This window comes from Bradyrhizobium sp. JR3.5 (assembly GCF_054057015.1).
This window is the reverse complement of record NZ_JBSRYV010000001.1, coordinates 1,635,405-1,651,481: the sequence shown is the minus strand read 5'-3', so window position 1 is coordinate 1,651,481 and position 16,077 is coordinate 1,635,405. Positions and strand designations below refer to the sequence as shown.

At 63.7% G+C, this 16,077-nt stretch carries 14 protein-coding genes and 5 pseudogenes; 10 read left to right on the top strand and 9 right to left on the bottom strand.

The features are described 5' to 3' along the window. Positions 1 to 280 precede the first annotated feature (280 nt). Positions 281 to 2,560: a TonB-dependent siderophore receptor gene (locus ACVWW1_RS08330; protein WP_456655469.1), complete on the top strand. Its 2,280-nt coding sequence runs from the start codon at positions 281 to 283 to the stop codon at positions 2,558 to 2,560. Positions 2,561 to 2,816: 256 nt separating this feature from the next. On the opposite strand, the gene ACVWW1_RS08325 is transcribed toward ACVWW1_RS08330, so the two are convergent. From ACVWW1_RS08325 to ACVWW1_RS08310, 4 genes and pseudogenes are all read right to left on the bottom strand, one after another. Beyond that, the gene (locus tag ACVWW1_RS08325) at positions 2,817 to 3,098 is read right to left on the bottom strand and encodes a hypothetical protein (protein WP_456655468.1); all 282 of its coding nucleotides are present in this window, start codon (positions 3,096 to 3,098) and stop codon (positions 2,817 to 2,819) included. A 145-nt stretch (positions 3,099 to 3,243) separates the two neighbouring features. After that, the gene (locus tag ACVWW1_RS08320; RefSeq protein WP_456656639.1) at positions 3,244 to 4,743 is read right to left on the bottom strand and encodes a tripartite tricarboxylate transporter permease; all 1,500 of its coding nucleotides are present in this window, start codon (positions 4,741 to 4,743) and stop codon (positions 3,244 to 3,246) included. Next, complete coding sequence (locus ACVWW1_RS08315) at positions 4,743 to 5,243, bottom strand: tripartite tricarboxylate transporter TctB family protein (RefSeq protein WP_456655467.1); 501 nt, start codon at positions 5,241 to 5,243, stop codon at positions 4,743 to 4,745. The genes ACVWW1_RS08320 and ACVWW1_RS08315 overlap by 1 nt, the downstream gene beginning before the upstream one ends. Further along, positions 5,240 to 6,209, bottom strand: a pseudogene (locus ACVWW1_RS08310) (Bug family tripartite tricarboxylate transporter substrate binding protein). Before ACVWW1_RS08310 ends, ACVWW1_RS08315 begins: the two are co-directional and overlap by 4 nt. Before the next feature lie 409 nt (positions 6,210 to 6,618). Between ACVWW1_RS08310 and ACVWW1_RS08305 the strand changes: the two are divergent. From ACVWW1_RS08305 to ACVWW1_RS08280, 6 genes and pseudogenes are all read left to right on the top strand, one after another. Continuing rightward, entirely contained in the window at positions 6,619 to 6,852 is a 234-nt protein-coding gene (locus ACVWW1_RS08305; RefSeq protein WP_456656638.1) for a hypothetical protein, read from the top strand. A 111-nt stretch (positions 6,853 to 6,963) separates the two neighbouring features. After that, complete coding sequence (locus ACVWW1_RS08300; protein ID WP_207829893.1) at positions 6,964 to 7,353, top strand: PRC-barrel domain-containing protein; 390 nt, start codon at positions 6,964 to 6,966, stop codon at positions 7,351 to 7,353. A 669-nt stretch (positions 7,354 to 8,022) separates the two neighbouring features. Further along, positions 8,023 to 8,403: a hypothetical protein gene (locus ACVWW1_RS08295; protein WP_456655466.1), complete on the top strand. Its 381-nt coding sequence runs from the start codon at positions 8,023 to 8,025 to the stop codon at positions 8,401 to 8,403. A gap of 149 nt (positions 8,404 to 8,552) precedes the next feature. Beyond that, positions 8,553 to 8,801: pseudogene (locus ACVWW1_RS08290) on the top strand (transposase); the annotation flags it as partial. 190 nt (positions 8,802 to 8,991) lie between these two features. Further along, the gene (locus tag ACVWW1_RS08285; RefSeq protein ID WP_456655465.1) at positions 8,992 to 9,195 is read left to right on the top strand and encodes a hypothetical protein; all 204 of its coding nucleotides are present in this window, start codon (positions 8,992 to 8,994) and stop codon (positions 9,193 to 9,195) included. A gap of 10 nt (positions 9,196 to 9,205) precedes the next feature. Then, on the top strand, positions 9,206 to 9,328 hold the full coding sequence (locus tag ACVWW1_RS08280; RefSeq protein ID WP_275948955.1) for a hypothetical protein: 123 nt from the start codon (positions 9,206 to 9,208) through the stop codon (positions 9,326 to 9,328). 936 nt (positions 9,329 to 10,264) lie between these two features. On the opposite strand, the gene ACVWW1_RS08275 is transcribed toward ACVWW1_RS08280, so the two are convergent. From ACVWW1_RS08275 to ACVWW1_RS08260, 4 genes and pseudogenes are all read right to left on the bottom strand, one after another. Beyond that, complete coding sequence (locus tag ACVWW1_RS08275; RefSeq protein WP_092114742.1) at positions 10,265 to 10,486, bottom strand: hypothetical protein; 222 nt, start codon at positions 10,484 to 10,486, stop codon at positions 10,265 to 10,267. 20 nt (positions 10,487 to 10,506) lie between these two features. Then, positions 10,507 to 10,737 (bottom strand): hypothetical protein, encoded by a 231-nt coding sequence (locus tag ACVWW1_RS08270; RefSeq protein ID WP_176530919.1) that lies wholly within the window; start codon positions 10,735 to 10,737, stop codon positions 10,507 to 10,509. Between the two features lie 187 nt (positions 10,738 to 10,924). Beyond that, positions 10,925 to 11,443 carry a transcriptional regulator LdtR gene (ldtR, locus tag ACVWW1_RS08265; RefSeq protein ID WP_018271925.1) on the bottom strand — a complete coding sequence of 173 codons (519 nt, stop codon included), beginning with the start codon at positions 11,441 to 11,443 and terminating at the stop codon, positions 10,925 to 10,927. Positions 11,444 to 12,107: 664 nt separating this feature from the next. Continuing rightward, positions 12,108 to 12,570, bottom strand: a pseudogene (locus tag ACVWW1_RS08260) (DUF6163 family protein). Between the two features lie 208 nt (positions 12,571 to 12,778). On the opposite strand from ACVWW1_RS08260, the gene hemB reads away from it, so the two are divergent. Next, on the top strand, positions 12,779 to 13,843 hold the full coding sequence (gene hemB, locus ACVWW1_RS08255; RefSeq protein WP_456655464.1) for a porphobilinogen synthase: 1,065 nt from the start codon (positions 12,779 to 12,781) through the stop codon (positions 13,841 to 13,843). 5 nt (positions 13,844 to 13,848) lie between these two features. Here hemB and ACVWW1_RS08250 read toward each other — a convergent pair whose 3' ends face one another. Then, positions 13,849 to 14,487, bottom strand: a complete 639-nt coding sequence (locus tag ACVWW1_RS08250) for a DUF6151 family protein (RefSeq protein ID WP_456655463.1) — start codon at positions 14,485 to 14,487, stop codon at positions 13,849 to 13,851. Between the two features lie 157 nt (positions 14,488 to 14,644). On the opposite strand from ACVWW1_RS08250, the pseudogene ACVWW1_RS08245 reads away from it, so the two are divergent. Next, positions 14,645 to 15,203, top strand: a pseudogene (locus tag ACVWW1_RS08245) (RDD family protein). A gap of 86 nt (positions 15,204 to 15,289) precedes the next feature. Continuing rightward, positions 15,290 to 16,068: pseudogene (locus tag ACVWW1_RS08240) on the top strand (arginyltransferase). The last annotated feature ends 9 nt before the right edge of the window (positions 16,069 to 16,077 follow it).

Here is a 16,077-nt window from a genome sequence, read left to right as displayed (position 1 = left end):
GCCCCCAATCACCCGACGTCCGTCTCTCTCGATCGTCACGCGCGCGATCATGACGCTCGAGTCACGAGATGATTTTGAATCGTTCGATTTTTGAATCGTTCAACACTGGATCGATTCAAGCCTCTCACGCGATGCGTGCAATTGTGCGTCGTACTCCGTTGTCTCTCAGTCACACACACCGGCTTTGCGTACAGCTTCGATAGCTTCTAACCGCGCGCGGGCTGTTCGCGAAAATCGCCGTGATAACGACGCCGAAGACAATTCTCTTTGGGGGCGTTGAATGACGGACGGATGGATTCGGCCGCAGCGGTTTGCTGCTTCGGCTCTGGTGGTGCTTTCGGTTGCTGGTCCGGACGAGGTCTTCGCGCAGACGCAATTGCCGTCAGTGACGGTCGATGCGCCGTCGCACCGGCAAGCGGCGCGATCGCAGCAGCCGTCGCAGCGGACCACGCGCGCACGCAGCGCCGCGCGCCGCGCAACGGTCGCGCCGGCAGGAGCGCAGCCACAGGCAGCACAGCAGGCTGCAGGCGCCGGCGCTGGGCACGAGCGCGCCAACGTCCCGGTCACCGGCTACCTGGCGCGGCAGAGCGCCAGCGGCACCAAGACCAGCACGCCGATCATCCAGACGCCGCAATCGGTGACTGTGATCAGCGCCGAGCAGATCCGCGACCAGAAGATCGTCAGCAAGTTCGACGAAGTGCTACGCTACACGCCGGGCGTCATCGGCGGCACCTACGGCGCGGATTTCCGCAACGACTGGTTCATGATCCGCGGCTTCCCCGCGCAGAACGAGTCGCTGTTCCTCGACGGCCTGCAGCTGTTCTATACCTCCTATGCGAGCTGGAAGCTGCAGCCCTTCAATCTCGAGCGCGTCGAGGTGCTGCGCGGTCCGTCCGGCATCCTGTATGGCGGCTCGGCGCCGGGCGGCCTCGTCAATGCGGTGAGCAAGCTGCCGCAGGCGGAGCCCATTCGCTACATCGAGACCGGCGTCAATAATTTCGGCAACGCCTATACCCAGTTCGACATCGGGGGCGCAGCGGCGCAGCCCGGCGGCGGCCAGGTGCAATATCGCCTGGTCGGCCAGGCCCAGGGCGGCGGCACCCAGACCGACTATGTCTACGACAACAACTTCTTCTTCGCCCCGTCGGTGACCTGGCGGCCCGACGCCGACACCAGCCTTACCGTGTTCGGCATGGCCTCGCACAGCAACACCCGCGCGCTGAACTTCCTGCCCTATGTCGGCACCGTCACCAACGCGCCGTTCGGCCGGATTCCGACCAGCCTGTTCGCCGGCGATCCCAGCGTCGACCAGTTCCGCCGCGACCAGGAGATGGTCGGCCATCAGTTCCAGAAGAGCGTGACTGATAACGTCGACTTCCGCCAGAACGCGCGCATGGCGCATGTCGACGTCTATTACGCCGGGCTCTACGGGCTCGGCTACGCGACGACGCCGGCGGCCGCCGACATCTCCCGCGGCAATTTCTACTCCCGCGGCATCGCCACGCAGCTCAACCTCGACAATCAGCTCGAATATCGCTTCTCAACCGGCGCGCTGCAGCACACCGCGCTGGTCGGCGTCGATCTGAAATATTACGGCATCGACGACCGGCAGGGTTTTGGCATGGGCACGAATCTCAACGTGTTCAATCCGGTCTACGGCAACAACCTGCCGTATGGCGGCCCGCTGTATCAGAACGCCTATCTCACCCAGGGCATGGCCGGACTCTATCTGCAGGACCAGGTCAAGCTCGACCGCCTCACGGTCGTGCTGTCGGGACGCCAGGACTGGGTCGATCTCACCAACAACAACCGGATCGGCGCCGATCAGAGCCGCGACGACAGCAAGTTCTCCGGCCGGGTCGGCGCGATCTACAATTTCGACAGCGGCGTCGCGCCCTACGTCTCCTACATGACCGGCTACAATCCGGTCATCGGCACCAATGCGGCGGGCCAGTTGCTGCTGCCGGAGACCTCCGAGCAGACCGAGGTCGGCGTCAAGTACGAGCCGGTCGGGCTCAACGCGCGGTTCGGCGTCGCGCTGTTCGACCTCAAGCGCAAGAACGCGCTGACAACAGATCCGAACAATACGCTGTTCCAGACCCAGAATGGCGAGGTCACCTCGCGCGGCGTCGAGCTCGAGGCGGTGGCGAACGTCACGCGGGATTTCAAGCTGGTGGCGAGCTACACCAACTACGAGCTGTTCGTCAGCAAGGACCTCAATCCCGCGCTGATCGGCACCGTGCCGACCAACACCCCGCGGCAGCTCGCCTCGGTCTGGACCGACTACACCTTCCGCGACGGCCCGCTGAGCGGCTTCGGCTTCGGCGGCGGCGTCCGCTATGTCGGCTCGTCCTTTGCCGACATCGCGAACACCGCGCGCGTCCCCGGAGTCGCGCTCGGCGACCTTGCCCTGCACTACGAATGGGACAACAACTGGCGCGCCGCGCTCAATGTCGTGAACGTCACCGACAAGATCTACGTCGCGAGCTGCGCGACCATCAATTCCTGTTACTACGGCGATCGCCGGCGCATCACGGCAAGCCTCGCCTACAAATGGTGAGCGTGCCGCGAAACATTTCGTTCACAAATCCATCATCGAGACAGAGGGGCGGCGTTCAGCCGCCTCTCCATTTTTTTGATGCCGTCAGGCTGGTGTCAGCATGTCGCGCTAGGTTCGCGGCGCGGCTACAGTTGCCGCGCCCAGACTGGCCCGCTCCGAATTGCGAGCCCCGGAGCGGGCCTTTTAGGTGACGAAGGTTTCCCGCGGCAACCCAAGGGCATCCGAGCCCGTCGCGCCGGCCGCCCGCGGATCGATATCAGAATGCACTCCTGAACTGCGCGACGTAGTCGGGGCTGCCATAGACCCACATGGGCTCGTCGCATTGTCGTGAGCCTGTGTCGTTCATGCAGGCCGAACTCCACGGCGGAGCCGCGATCTGACGACCGACGATCCCGTATCCCTGCAGTCCGTTGCCGATTGTCGGTCCTGTGCCGACATGCGTTCGATCGCTGCCTTTGCCGGTTCGCGCATGAGCGAAGGCCTGAGTCGCAAGAGATGGCGCCAGCACGAGCGCCGCCAGAAGGTAGATCATCTTCATCGTTCAGCCGCCTTGATAGCGCCTCGCGCGGGCGAGGCATGTGCGTTGCTGAAAGGAAGACCGAGATCGGAGCATGGATATTTCCCGATCACGCAAATGTTGGCAGCGTTACCGTCCGTCTCGACGCGGCCGATGGATTCACGTCCTAATCTTCGTTCGCCTTGAAACGCCCCAGTCCCCTAAGCACGAACGGTGCAGGCATCGCGATCAGCGCGATGCCGAGCAGCGCAGCCGACATCGGGCTTTGCAGCAGCACCATGGGATCGCCGAGGCTGATCGCCAGCGCGCGGCGCAACTGGCTTTCCGCGATCGGCCCGAGGATCAATCCGATGACGACGGGCGCGATCGGGAAATCGAACCGCCGCATCAAAAAGCCCATCACGCCGACCGCCGCCAGCATCGACAGCTCGACGACCGACGGCTTCGCCGCGATCGTGCCCATGGTCGCGAACACCAGGATGCCGGCATAGAGCCATGGCTGCGGGATCGCGAGCAGCCGCACCCACAGCGCGACCAGCGGCAGATTGAGCACCAGCAGCATGCCGTTGGCGATGAACAGGCTCGCGATCAGGCCCCACACCAGATCGGGCCGCTCCGCGAACAATAGCGGCCCCGGATTGAGCCCGTATTGCTGGAAGCCCGCAAGCATCATCGCCGCGGTGGCCGAGGTCGGCAGCCCAAGAGTCAACAGCGGCACCAGCGTGCCCGCGGCGGACGCGTTGTTGGCGGCTTCGGGTCCCGCGACGCCCTCGATCGCGCCCTTGCCGAATTCCTCCGGATGTTTGGTCAGCCGCCGCTCAGTTGAATAGGACAGGAAGGTCGGGATCTCCGCGCCACCGGCCGGCAGCGCCCCGATCGGAAAGCCGAACAGCGTGCCGCGCAGCCACGGCTTCCACGAGCGCCGCCAATCCTCCCGCGTCATCCACAGCGAGCCGCGCACCGGCTCGAGCTTCTCCTCGGCGTGATGCCGGTGCGAGGCGACATAGAGCGCCTCCCCGACCGCGAACAGGCCGACCGCGAGCGTCGTCACCTCGACGCCGTCGAGCAGTTCGGGGATGCCGAACGCAAGCCGCGCCTGGCCGGTGAGCTTGTCGATGCCAACCAGCCCGAGCGTCAAACCGATGAACAGGCTGGTGAGCCCACGGATCGGCGAGTCACCGAAGGTCGCCGATACCGTGACGAAGGCGACGCACATCAGCGCGAAGTAATCCTCCGGCCCGAACCGAACCGCGACGTCGACCAGCCATGGCGCGAGGAACGCGAGGCCGATGGTGGCGATGGTGCCGGCCACGAACGAGCCGATCGCCGAAGTCGCCAGCGCCGGGCCGCCGCGGCCGGCCTTGGCCATCTTGTTGCCTTCGAGCGCGGTCGCCATCGACGCGCTCTCGCCCGGCGTGTTGATCAGGATCGCGGTGGTCGAGCCGCCATACATGCCGCCATAATAGATCCCGGCGAACATGATCAGCGAGCCGCCGGGATCGAGCTTGTAGGTCACCGGGAGCAGCAGCGCGACCGTCAGCGCCGGACCGATGCCGGGCAGCACGCCGACCGCGGTGCCGAGGAACACGCCGATCAGGGCATAGAGCAGGTTCATCGGCTGCATGGCGACCGCCATGCCGTGCGCCAGCGCGGCGAAGGTGTCCATCACAGCAGTCGCTCCAGCGGGCCGGCGGGCAGGCTCAGCGTCAACAGTTTGTCGAACGCGAGATAGATGAGTGTCGTGATCACGAGCGCGATCGCGGTGTCGGCCGCGACGGCGCGTCGGCCGAAGGCGGTAGACGTCGTGACGAACAGCGCCGAGGTGGCGAGGATGAAGCCGCCGCCGAGGCCGATAATGGCGATCAGCAGCGCCAGGCCGCCGATGATCAGCCACACCGGCTTCGGATCCATGCTCTCGCGCGGCGGCAGCTTGCCGCGCAGCGCGTCGATCAGATTGCCGGCCGCGAGGATGACAAGGCCGATCGCGACGACAACCGGCATCGCCTCCGGCCCCATGCCGTACATCGTGGTGGACGGCAGCTTGCCCGCGTCCCAGACCAGCACCGCGGCGAGCCCGGCAAGCGCGGCGGCGATCGCGACGCCGGCGCGATCGACGCGCCGTGCCGGCGCGCGCGGGAGATTTTCCGAAGCCGTGTCCGGCGTCATGACTTCACGAGGCCGACGGACTTCAGCACCTCGGTCACGCGCGCGATCTCCTTCTTCAGGAAATCGGCGAAGGCATCGCCGCCGAGATAGGCGTCATCCCAGCCCTTCTGCTTCAGGATGTTCTTCCAGGCATCGGATTTCGCCATCTTCTCGACAGCGTCGCTCAGCACCTTGCGCTGCTCCGGCGTGATGCCGGGCGGTGCGACCACCGAGCGCCAATTGGCCAGCACCAGCTCGATCCCCTGCTCCTTGAAGGTCGGGATGTCGACGCCGGGCAGACGCTGCGCCGAGGTCACGCCGAGCGCGCGCAGCTTGCCGGCCTTGATCTGGCCTTCGTACTCGCTGAGGCCGGAAATGCCGGCCGTGACCTTGCCGCCGAGAATGGCGGCGAGCGACTCGCCGCCGCCCGAGAACGGAATGTAATTGATCTTCTTCGCATCGGCGCCGACCGTGCCTGCGAACAGCGCCGCCATCACGTGGTCGACGCCGCCGGCCGAGCCGCCGGCAAAGGTCACCTTGGCAATATCGGCCTTGAGCGCGGCGGCGAGGTCCTGCGCCGTCTTGATCGGCGAACTCGCCGGCACCACGATGACCTGGGTCTCCTCGGTGAGGCGCGCGATCGGCGTCACCTGGTCCAGCGTCACCGGCGACTTGTTCATGGCGAGCGCGCCCACCATGACGAAGCCGTTCACCATCATCTGGTTGCCGTCGCCCTTGGCGCCGTTGACGAACTGCGCGATGCCGACGCTGCCGCCGGCACCGGGCACGTTGGTGACCTGGACGCTGCGCGCGACACCGGCGGCGACCAGCGCCTGCTGCATCGAACGTGCGGTCTGGTCCCAGCCGCCGCCGGGCGCTGCGGGCGCCATCAGCTTGAGCTCGAGCTGCTGCGCGGGACGCCGGACCGTTCGCCCCAAGCAATAGCGCGACAACCGCGCCGAACAGGCGCATGTGGGACGAGATCATGAGGCTTCCTCCTGGATTTTCAGACGCGGCTTGCCGATCGCCGGCTGCGTCCAGTCGCGTGGTCGCATCGTCGATCGAAACGCGCGGTCCCTCGGGTTTTGGAATCGCGCGCCGAGCTCGCGTCTGCGCGTTCTTAGCGACCATTAGCCACAGCCTTCGGCAAGCCCGACGCCACAACCAGGCCGTGCTGCATATCGCCGCACCTCGACAGTCGGTTTTCGCTTGCCTTGATTCGAGCCGGGAGCCGGCCGGCTCGCTCGAAGTCGGAATAGCTAATGTCGCTGATCAAAAAATTCCGTCGCGGCAGCGCGGCGCGCAGCACGGTACTGCCGGTGGTTCAGCTCTAGGAACCATTGCTAGTTCTTCCCGTTCCACCTCCGCCGATAGATACGGCATTGGAGGAGAGAACATGAACGTTAAAACGATTGTCGCGGCAGCGTTGCTTGCCGCTTTTGTCACGCCTGCATTTGCAGCGGACGAATTCTACGTCGTGCAAGACGTGAAAACGAAGAAGTGCACGGTCGTCGATCAGAAGCCGGTCGACACGACGACCACCGTCGTCAGTCCGTCGGGCACGATCTACAAGACGCGCTCCGAAGCCGAGACCGGCATGAAGACTGTCAAGGTCTGCACGTCCGACTAATGGGCGCCGAGCGCGCCAGTCACCATACTTTGGGCCGTGCCGGCAGTCGTCATCCTGGGTGACGGCATCTGCCGGATCGGTCATCTCCACTGAAGGCGAGGAGTTTCCCTTATGAAGAAGTTTGCTATCGGCTGCATCTTGGCTGCGGCGTTCGCTACCGCCGCGCATGCGGCGACCACGATGCCCGCCGCCCCGACGGACAGCTGGACCATCACCAACTATTACAAGCAGAATGTCTATGATCCGAAGGAATCCAAGATCGGGACGATCGACGACGTGCTTGTCGACAAGGCGGGCAAGGTCACCGGCCTCGTCGTCGGCGTCGGCGGCTTTCTCGGCGCCGGCGAGAAGGACGTGATCGTGCCGTACACGGCCGTCAAATCGCAAAAGAAGGACGACAAGTGGTGGCTCACGCTCGACGAGACCAAGGACAGCCTGAAGGCTGCACCGGGCTTCAAGTACGATCGGGCCAGTACGACCTGGATCCCAGAGAACAAGTAACACCGAAAGTCCGTCTGCTCGGCGATGCATTGCCGATCACGCAGGTTGACGAGCAAAGCGGAAACACGAGCCCCGGCGCATTCCCGCGCTGGGGCTTTTGCTTGCACCTCGAACTTCGCCGCAGCCGGGCGAACAAGAGGCAGTGAAGCCGGATTCCCCGCGTTGATGACGATACCGCTAGCGGAAGGCAACGAACACGCGACAACCGACCAACCCACCGACCAACCCTTGGACGTGTTTCGGTTTCAAGATTGCTTGCTTGATCCGCAAACCAACGATCCCCGGGCGCCGGAGGTTTCACAGCGCCGGGGATCGCTACTCCCGGAGGGCTTGGGGGCAAAGGCCGGGAGCTGCGAGTCTACTCTGTCGATTTTTGTTGGTTCCTCGACAGAACAAGGGCCACGGACCGTCAGGGATCAGCGGCTGTGCTGGGTGTCGATCGGTTTGGATATGTGTCCCTCGCCCGCTGCTCGGGCGACTCGTGAGCGACCTCGCCAAAGGCCAGACTGGTCAGGCGAGGCTCCGGTAGCTTCCCGTCTTTCTCTTCAGACCGGGCAAAGCCGTCGTCCGGCAGTGGGGCGGCCGCGCGCTCAAGAGGGCGCGCAGGAACCATGCTCCTCGGGGTCGGTTGTCGGAAAGCATCCATCCATCCACGCACAAAGTATTGTCATGTCGTCACGACTGCTTTCGCTCATGGGTTTTGCGCTTCTGCTTGTTCTGAGCGGTTGTGGCGATCAGCTCGCGTGCGATTCGATCGACACCCGAAAGGCCGTGCTCCAGGCCATTGCCGATGACCATCGCAATCCGCTGGTCAACTACGCCGCCAGGGAGTCGACGGCCAAGCCCGATCCGCAAGACTTTCAACCACAATACCTGCTCGGTGAAAGAATCGTCACGACTTCGACGAGCAAGGACAAGCGAACCCTGCAGTGCAGCGGCGCGATTTCGGTATCCGTCGGCGACGTCAGGGCGTCAAAAGAGGTGGAGTTCACCGCGCAAAAATCAGCCGACGGAAAATTGTCCGTTTCGGTCGCACCATTTCAGTTTTGACTTCGAAGCGGCGGCGCGAAGCCCGCCAATATGACGGCGGATCGCATCGACCGTCGCTTTGCCAGGAACCAGAACGGCAAGCACAGAGTTGTCTGTCATAGTCGGGAGCGCGGAGAAAATTCCGTCCCGGCAATTTTCAATTCGAAAAGCTGGGCCGCTTCATTCATTCGCGCTCGCATCGCGAAGGGACGGTTGTGCATGCCGAGGAAGCGGCATCATGGGATAACCGACATGAGCGTTTCGAGATCAAGGGAATCAACCATCAGGAGGCACACAGCCTCGATGGCACGAGCATTGACATGGCTGAAGAATACCTTCCCCGCCTGCGACGGGCCGGGACCGGAGCTCACCGCCACATCGCCGGTGCGTATCTCCCCCGATCCGCGCCGCGGTCCACCTGGCGTGAGGACAACCGCCGGATCTCGAACCGGGGTCAGGTGAACGGGATTGCGCCGACGCGCGGCAACGCTCTTCCCGCACGCATTGGAGTAATGGAATTGGCTGCTGAAGGAGCTTTGAGCTTGGAACCTTACGGTATCCCGACAATTGGGCTCTTGTTCCGGGCAGGAACCGATAAAGGGAAAATGCATGGGACAAATCCGCCGCCGCGTGAAGCAAGCCGATGCGCTCGAAATCCGGTTCACGCAGGGAGCGAAAGAACTTCGCGACCGTGCCGGGCAACTTCCCGGCGGTCGAAACCGTGACGCGCTACTGCAGCGAGCGCAGCATAATGAAGCCGCCGCGCACATGTCGGAATGGCTGATGTCCCCAGGTCAACGGACGCCCATCTAGGAGGGCGACGATGCAGGCGAACCATCACCGCAACCATCACCATTTCGACGGCGTGGAGCTTGCCTTTGTCTGCGCGGCGGTGGTGTCGCTGATGGGCCTGCTTGCCAGCGTGGCGTGGCTTCTGCTGCGGTGAGCAATCCAATCGAAAAGGACCGTCACATGGACGGTCCTTTTCTGCCGGTTGGAATGGATCTGTAAAAACTCAAAAGTTAAGAAATGCTCGGTAAAAAAAAGCAGTGCCGGCAGAGTTGTATTACGACCATCCTGGCTTTTGATGAAATCCGGATCAGTACGGTGTTCCGGCGGCGGAACCGGGCCGGCGGCGTTTCCGGGACACACCAAGAGCCGCACAAAACAAGCCGCGTGCTTGCACGGCACCGCCTCCCCGCGACGTGCGGCAAACGACCCGACGGGCAACTCAGCAAAACCTGTGAACCGCCTCGCGCAAAATTGATTCGCTTTATCCGAAATATAACTCAATGTATGGTTTGCCCATCTCACCCGATCGCGGGGCGCTGCGCATCGTCACGGGTGCTGCGGTGAGATGCGGTGGACGCTGATCGCGCAGTCGACGAATGCGCGTGATGCGGACGGTGAAGTCGTTTGGTCCTGACGCCCTAGCGGCAGGTGTCTTTTCACAAAACGCTGACGCGTCTTGTGAAGGCGGTGACAAGCAAGCCCAGTCTCGCCGGGGAGAGCACGAAATAAGCCGTAACCCATCGCGCAGGGAAAGCCGGATTGCTCCGGTTACACCTGTGGTCCTACCCCCGAGCTTTCTACCCATTGCTCGGGGCCCATGGGTGCGATCGGCACCCGGCTTTCCCTGCGCCCTCTGATCCAAGAGAGGGTGAAACGAAGAGCAAGACTCGGACAATTCGTATCGCGAGAATACGAAGCTACGTCCCCACCGACACTGTCATCACCCGGCTCGACCGGGCGATCCAGTACGCCGCGGCCTCTCGGCTCAAGCACAGGCGTCTCTCGAATACTGGATCACCCGCATGCGCGGGTGATGACACCGAGTGGCTGTTTGACAATTGAATCTCGCAGGGACGACAAAAAGTACGCCCTACAGCCCGGTAAACCCGGCCTTCACATGGTCGGTGCTGCCGTCGAGCTGGCGCAGATAGGTCAGCCCGCACACGGTCAATCGATGCGTATCGCGCTCGCCCGCCTCGAACAGCGTCTGCACGTACTCTGTCACCTTCGCCCGTGCTTCGTCGCTTGCAGCGGACGTGCGGTTGAGCAGCAGATCATACGTCTGCATGATCCGATCGATCGCGGCTTCCATTGATGTCTCCGGGTTGACGCTCAGGCGACCACCAGCGTCTCGGCCTCAAACTTCGCGATCGCCTTGTTGGCGAGGCGGAGTCGGTTCAGCTCACCGCGCTGGAACAGCTTCACGACGATGCCGAGCAGGCGCTCATTGGTGGCGAAAGTGTCAGGAATGGCGCCGGATTTGCGCAGATAATTCGAGGCGATCGCGTAGGCGTCACCGACGACCTCGACATTCAGCACCTCAATCCCGCGTTCGACCAGCATATCCCTGCCTCTCCGTTGGGAGACGGGATAAAGCGCAGGAAGCGGCTTGGTTCCTCGCCGGACCTATTTATTTTCGCAGGTGCAGCATGAAAAACGCATCGGCCGGGCATGACCGATGCGTTGACTGGAGGGAGGCTGCCGGTCTTCTCAAGCGGCCGGCTTGGCCATCAGGCAAGAAGAGGAAGGCTCAGAGGCGATACAGGATCTGGTCGGTCCAGAAGCGCTCGAGGCGGTGCAGCGACTTGTTTAGGCTCGCGAACTCCTCGTTCGAGATGCCGCCGACCTGCTCGACCGTCTTGACGTGCTTCTGATAGAGCGCATCGACGATCTTGCGCACTTCCTGGCCCTGCGGGGTCAGACGGATGCGGACCGAGCGACGATCGACACGCGAGCGCTGGTGATCGAGGAAGCCGAGCTCGACGAGCTTCTTCAGATTGTAGGAGACGTTGGAGCCGAGATAGTAGCCGCGGGTGCGCAGCTCGCCGGCGGTCAGTTCCTTGTCACCGATATTGTAGAGGAGCAGCGCCTGCACCGAGTTGATGTCGGCGCGACCACGACGATCGAATTCGTCCTTGATGACGTCGAGGAGCCGGCGATGCAGCCGCTCCACCAAAGTCAGGGCTTCGAGATAGAGCGGCTGCACCGGAGCTTGACCGGTAGCGCGATCAGCGGCATCCGCCGCCGTTGTCGCAACGGCTTTCATCATGACACTTCCCCTGTTTGTCGTTTTTATCGACTTTATTTCGACGAAACTTGTGTCCCGCCTGATAGGTCCAACGTAAGGGGGCCGTTTGAATATCCGCTTAAATAAGAGAATAAAGAGATCATGAATTTAAGACAGTGAATCGTGGATTAAGCCCATGGATCAAGGACTTTTCGCAACTGTTCATTGACGGTGGCGGGCCCCTGTTCACGCTTCGTGTGCCTCACCTGTCACATTCGGAAACAGCAGCGTCCGAATTCGAAACGGTGGCGTAACGGGTATGAGGGAACCCTTTACGGTGACCGATCGGTTACCGGAAAATTCTCCGAAAATTTTATGGGAGTGCATCGGGGCGGGACGCGTGGGATGCGCGCAAGCGGCCCCCGTTCATCGCCGCGGCCAGATCGGTTCCGCCGTCGGCCCGCGCAAAGCCGGCCGGCACACGCGCCGAGATCCGGTGAAATGGGTCCCGACGGCAGGTCCCGCAAAGGCGCTGCCGCGATGGGACGCCTTAAATGGGATGCGATCTGAGGCATCCACCTAGCAGAACCAACGACGCTGTCTTCTCGTTGCGCGCACGACCGCGATATATTGTCAGTCATCGTGAGCTAATCGCCGCGCTGTCGCAGCCGGGCAACAGTGCATTAAGCCATTGCAGCGCGCGGGCCTATGGCGGGCGTTCGCGCGCCGACATCCATGGCGAGCGCAAGATAGGCCGCGAGCATCAGGGCCTCGAGCCCGACCACGGTGAGGCTGCCGCCATAGATGCCCGGAAACATCAGCTCGATGACTGCCATCGACACCACAGTGGTCAGCCAGACCACGGCGCCCCACGGCGTCGCGAGCCAGAGCCCGACAGCGGCGACGAGCTCGATGACGGCGAAATAGATCGTGGCGGTCTGCCAGGCCATCGACTGGTTCTCGAAGGCCTCCTCCTCACCGCCGACAAAGCCCGTCACCTGGGCCCAGTGATAGAGGCCCTTGGCGACCGAGACGACGGCCATGATGCGCAGGAAGATGACGAGGCGCCGCGTCCACGCATTGTCGTCCGGCTCGATCCGGTCGGACGAGATCGCGCTCACCGAGATGGCGTTGTCCCGCGCCTGATCGCGTGCAGAGGTGTCAGACATCCGAATCGCCGAATGGCGGCTGCAAAATGGGGTTCATGGCGCAGTCTTGGCCCGCCCGGGGGCCAAAAATCAATCGCCGTTGCGGCAAATCAAGGGCGCCAAGAATGCAACAGGGGTGCAATAGCGGCGCAATGACGGCGCCCCTGACAGGTGCTAGAAGCGGACTTATATCAAGTCCAGACCAGCCGTCCGTCGAGGAGAACAAGACATGGCGATCAAATTCGGGCGTCCGATCGAACTGCGCGATGCGCCGCGGCGCCAGACTGATGCCCTCGCCTCCCCCTCGCTCGACCTCACGATCCGGATGCGCCGCAATCGCAAATCGGAATGGGCCCGCCGCCTGGTGCGCGAGAACGTGCTGACTACCGACGACCTGATCTGGCCGATGTTCGTGGTCGATGGCCACAACGCCCGTACGCCGGTGGCTTCGATGCCCGGGGTCGATCGGCTCACGGTCGACCAGATCGTCCGCGACGCCGAGCGTGCCGCAAAACTCAATATCCCCTGCATCGCGCTGTTCCCCTTCACCGAGCCGGCCCTGCGCGACGAGCAAGGCTCGGAGGCCCTCAACCCCGACAATCTGGTCTGCCAAGCGGTGCGCGCGATCAAGAAGGAATTTCCCGACATCGGCGTGCTTTGCGACGTCGCGCTCGATCCCTTCACTAGCCATGGCCACGACGGGCTGATCGAGGGCGGCAAGATCCTCAACGACGAGACCGTCGCGGTGCTGGTCAAGCAGGCGCTGACCCAGGCCGAGGCCGGCTGCGACGTGATCGCGCCGTCGGATATGATGGATGGCCGGATCGGCGCGATCCGCGAGGCGCTCGACGACAACGGCTTCGGCGACGTCCAGATCATGTCCTATGCGGCAAAATATGCTTCCGCCTTCTACGGTCCGTTCCGCGACGCGATCGGCTCGGCCAAGACGCTGACCGGCGACAAGCGCACCTATCAGATGGACAGCGCCAATTCCGACGAGGCGCTCCGCGAGGTCGAGCTCGACATCGCCGAGGGCGCCGACATGGTGATGGTGAAGCCGGGCATGCCCTATCTCGACATCGTCCGTCGCGTGAAGGACCATTTCGCGATGCCGACCTTCGTGTACCAGGTGTCGGGCGAATACGCGATGATCGCAGGCGCCGCCGCCAATGGCTGGATCGACGGCGAGCGCGCGATGATGGAGAGCCTGGTCGGCTTCAAGCGCGCCGGCGCCGACGGTATCCTCACCTATTTCGCGCCGCGGGCCGCCGAGAAGATCAAGGCGGAATCGTAAGGGCGCTACACCGGTCCAGCCGGCGCGGTTGGACGTGGACCGCAGAGCGGGCGCAGCGCCTCGCGCTCGTCCTGCGACAGCACCCTCAGCGGGTAGATCGGCTCATTTGTCTCGCGCTTGAAGAACGGATGCGGCCAGGCCTTGCCGCGCAGGCGCCAGCCCAACACCTTGCCGATCGCGCGCAGGATCAGCGGCAGGTTGAAGCCGGTCGATCCCTTCGGGGCTTCGCCGATCGCATATTTGCCGAGGATTGCGCCGGTCGGCTTGCCGAACACCTCGTCCACGCGCGGTGCGCCGCCGTCGAAAGCCTGCGCCACGATTCCGACGAACGGGACGACAGGTGTCAGCGAGTTGCCCACCGGCGAATTGCAGCAGGTGGTGTGCCATCGGTACAGTCCTTTGGGCGTCAGCCGCAGCCCGGCGATCTTGTCATGCCCCTGCACGAAACTGAGCGACGCCGGGGCGACCTGGACGATGTCGGTACCGCCGTGGACATCGAGGAGATCGGCCCGGCCCACCCGATGCAGGAACGCCTGGCAGTCGTCGCAGTAGCAGACGACGCGGTTGACGGCCGCCGGCGCGGCGTTCGTGACCACACCCCGAACCTCTCCACAGCGGCAGCGCAACCCGATCTGTGTGCCCATATGTCCCCCGCCGTCACGCAACCTCCAGCCTACACCGAGGCGGGCGCTTTCGGCCGCCGAATCGCCGGAATATTTCAGCTAGTTAATGTTGGCGCAGCCTTGGCAGGCACACCTCGTGCTCCCATGTCCTGCGCGGGACTTTCATCGGAGATTGGTCATGTCCGACGGCAATGACGGTGGCACCTGGCGCAGGGAAGCCTGGCGCAACGACGGCGGCGTTCCCCCGCATGCGTTCGATCCGTTGATGCAGCCGGAGCTGTTCCGCGGCGTGCTGACGCGGCGCGTGTTCGCGTTCCTGATCGACCTCTTCGTGCTGTCGGTGCCGGTGATCCTGGCGGTGATCTTCATTGCGGTGTTCGGCCTCGTCACGCTCGGTCTCGGCTGGGCGCTGTTCTGGCTGGTGTCGCCGGCCTCGATCGTCTGGGCGATCGTCTATTACGGCGCCTCGATCGGCGGCCAGCACTCGGCGACCATTGGCATGCGGATGATGGATCTGGAACTGCGCACCTGGTACGGCGCACGCGGCTATTTCGTGCTCGGCGCCACCCACGCGGTGCTGTTCTGGGTGACGATCTCATTCCTGTCGCCGCTGGTGCTCCTGGTCGGCCTGCTCAACGGCCGTCGCCGGCTGCTGCACGACATCATCCTCGGGAACCGTCATTATCAACAGTTCGGTCCGGACCCTGGTCACCCCGGCTGCGCGGGCCTCCTATTAGGCCCGCCTAAACCATTTGACCGTTAGCCTCCGGGGGGCGATGCTAGCTCGGCTGCCTGTATTGTTTGTGGAGCCCGACGATCTGACGTGACCCAGCACTCGCGTGATACCCCGCAGTTCTATCTGACGGCGCCCTCTCCCTGCCCGTATCTGCCGGGCCGGCACGAGCGGAAGGTTTTCACGCACCTGGTTGGCGACAAGGCGGGCGATCTCAACGACTTGCTGACCCATGGCGGCTTCCGCCGCAGCCAGTCGATCGCCTACCGCCCGGCCTGCGATGCCTGCCGGGCCTGCGTCTCGGTCCGGGTGGTCGCCAACGAATTCCGCCCGTCCCGCAACTTCCGCAAGGTGCTGGCCCGCAATGCCGACATCATCGGCGAGCAGCGCACGGCGGTCCCGACCTCGGAGCAATATTCGGTCTTCCGCGCCTATCTCGAGACCGCCGCCACCGCAACGGCGGCATGGCCGACATGACCGTGCTGGACTACGCGATGATGGTCGAGGACAGCCATGTCGAGACCCGGATCATCGAGTACCGCAAGCGCAATGCCGACAGCGCCATCACCGGCCGCGGCGACGAGCTGATGGCGGTGGCGCTGACCGACGTGCTCAGCGACGGGCTGTCCATGGTCTATTCGTTCTTCGAGCCGGGGCTTGAAGCCCGCTCGCTCGGCACCTTCATGATCCTCGACCACATCGCCCGCGCCCGCCGGCAGGGCCTGCCCTACGTCTATCTCGGCTACTGGATCGAGGGCTCCAAGAAGATGGACTACAAGGGCCGCTTCCTGCCGCAGCAGCGACTCGCGCCGTCGGGCTGGCTGCGCGTCGACGCGTCAGGCGAGGCGCTGGCCGAGCCGCAGGACTAGCGCATCTTC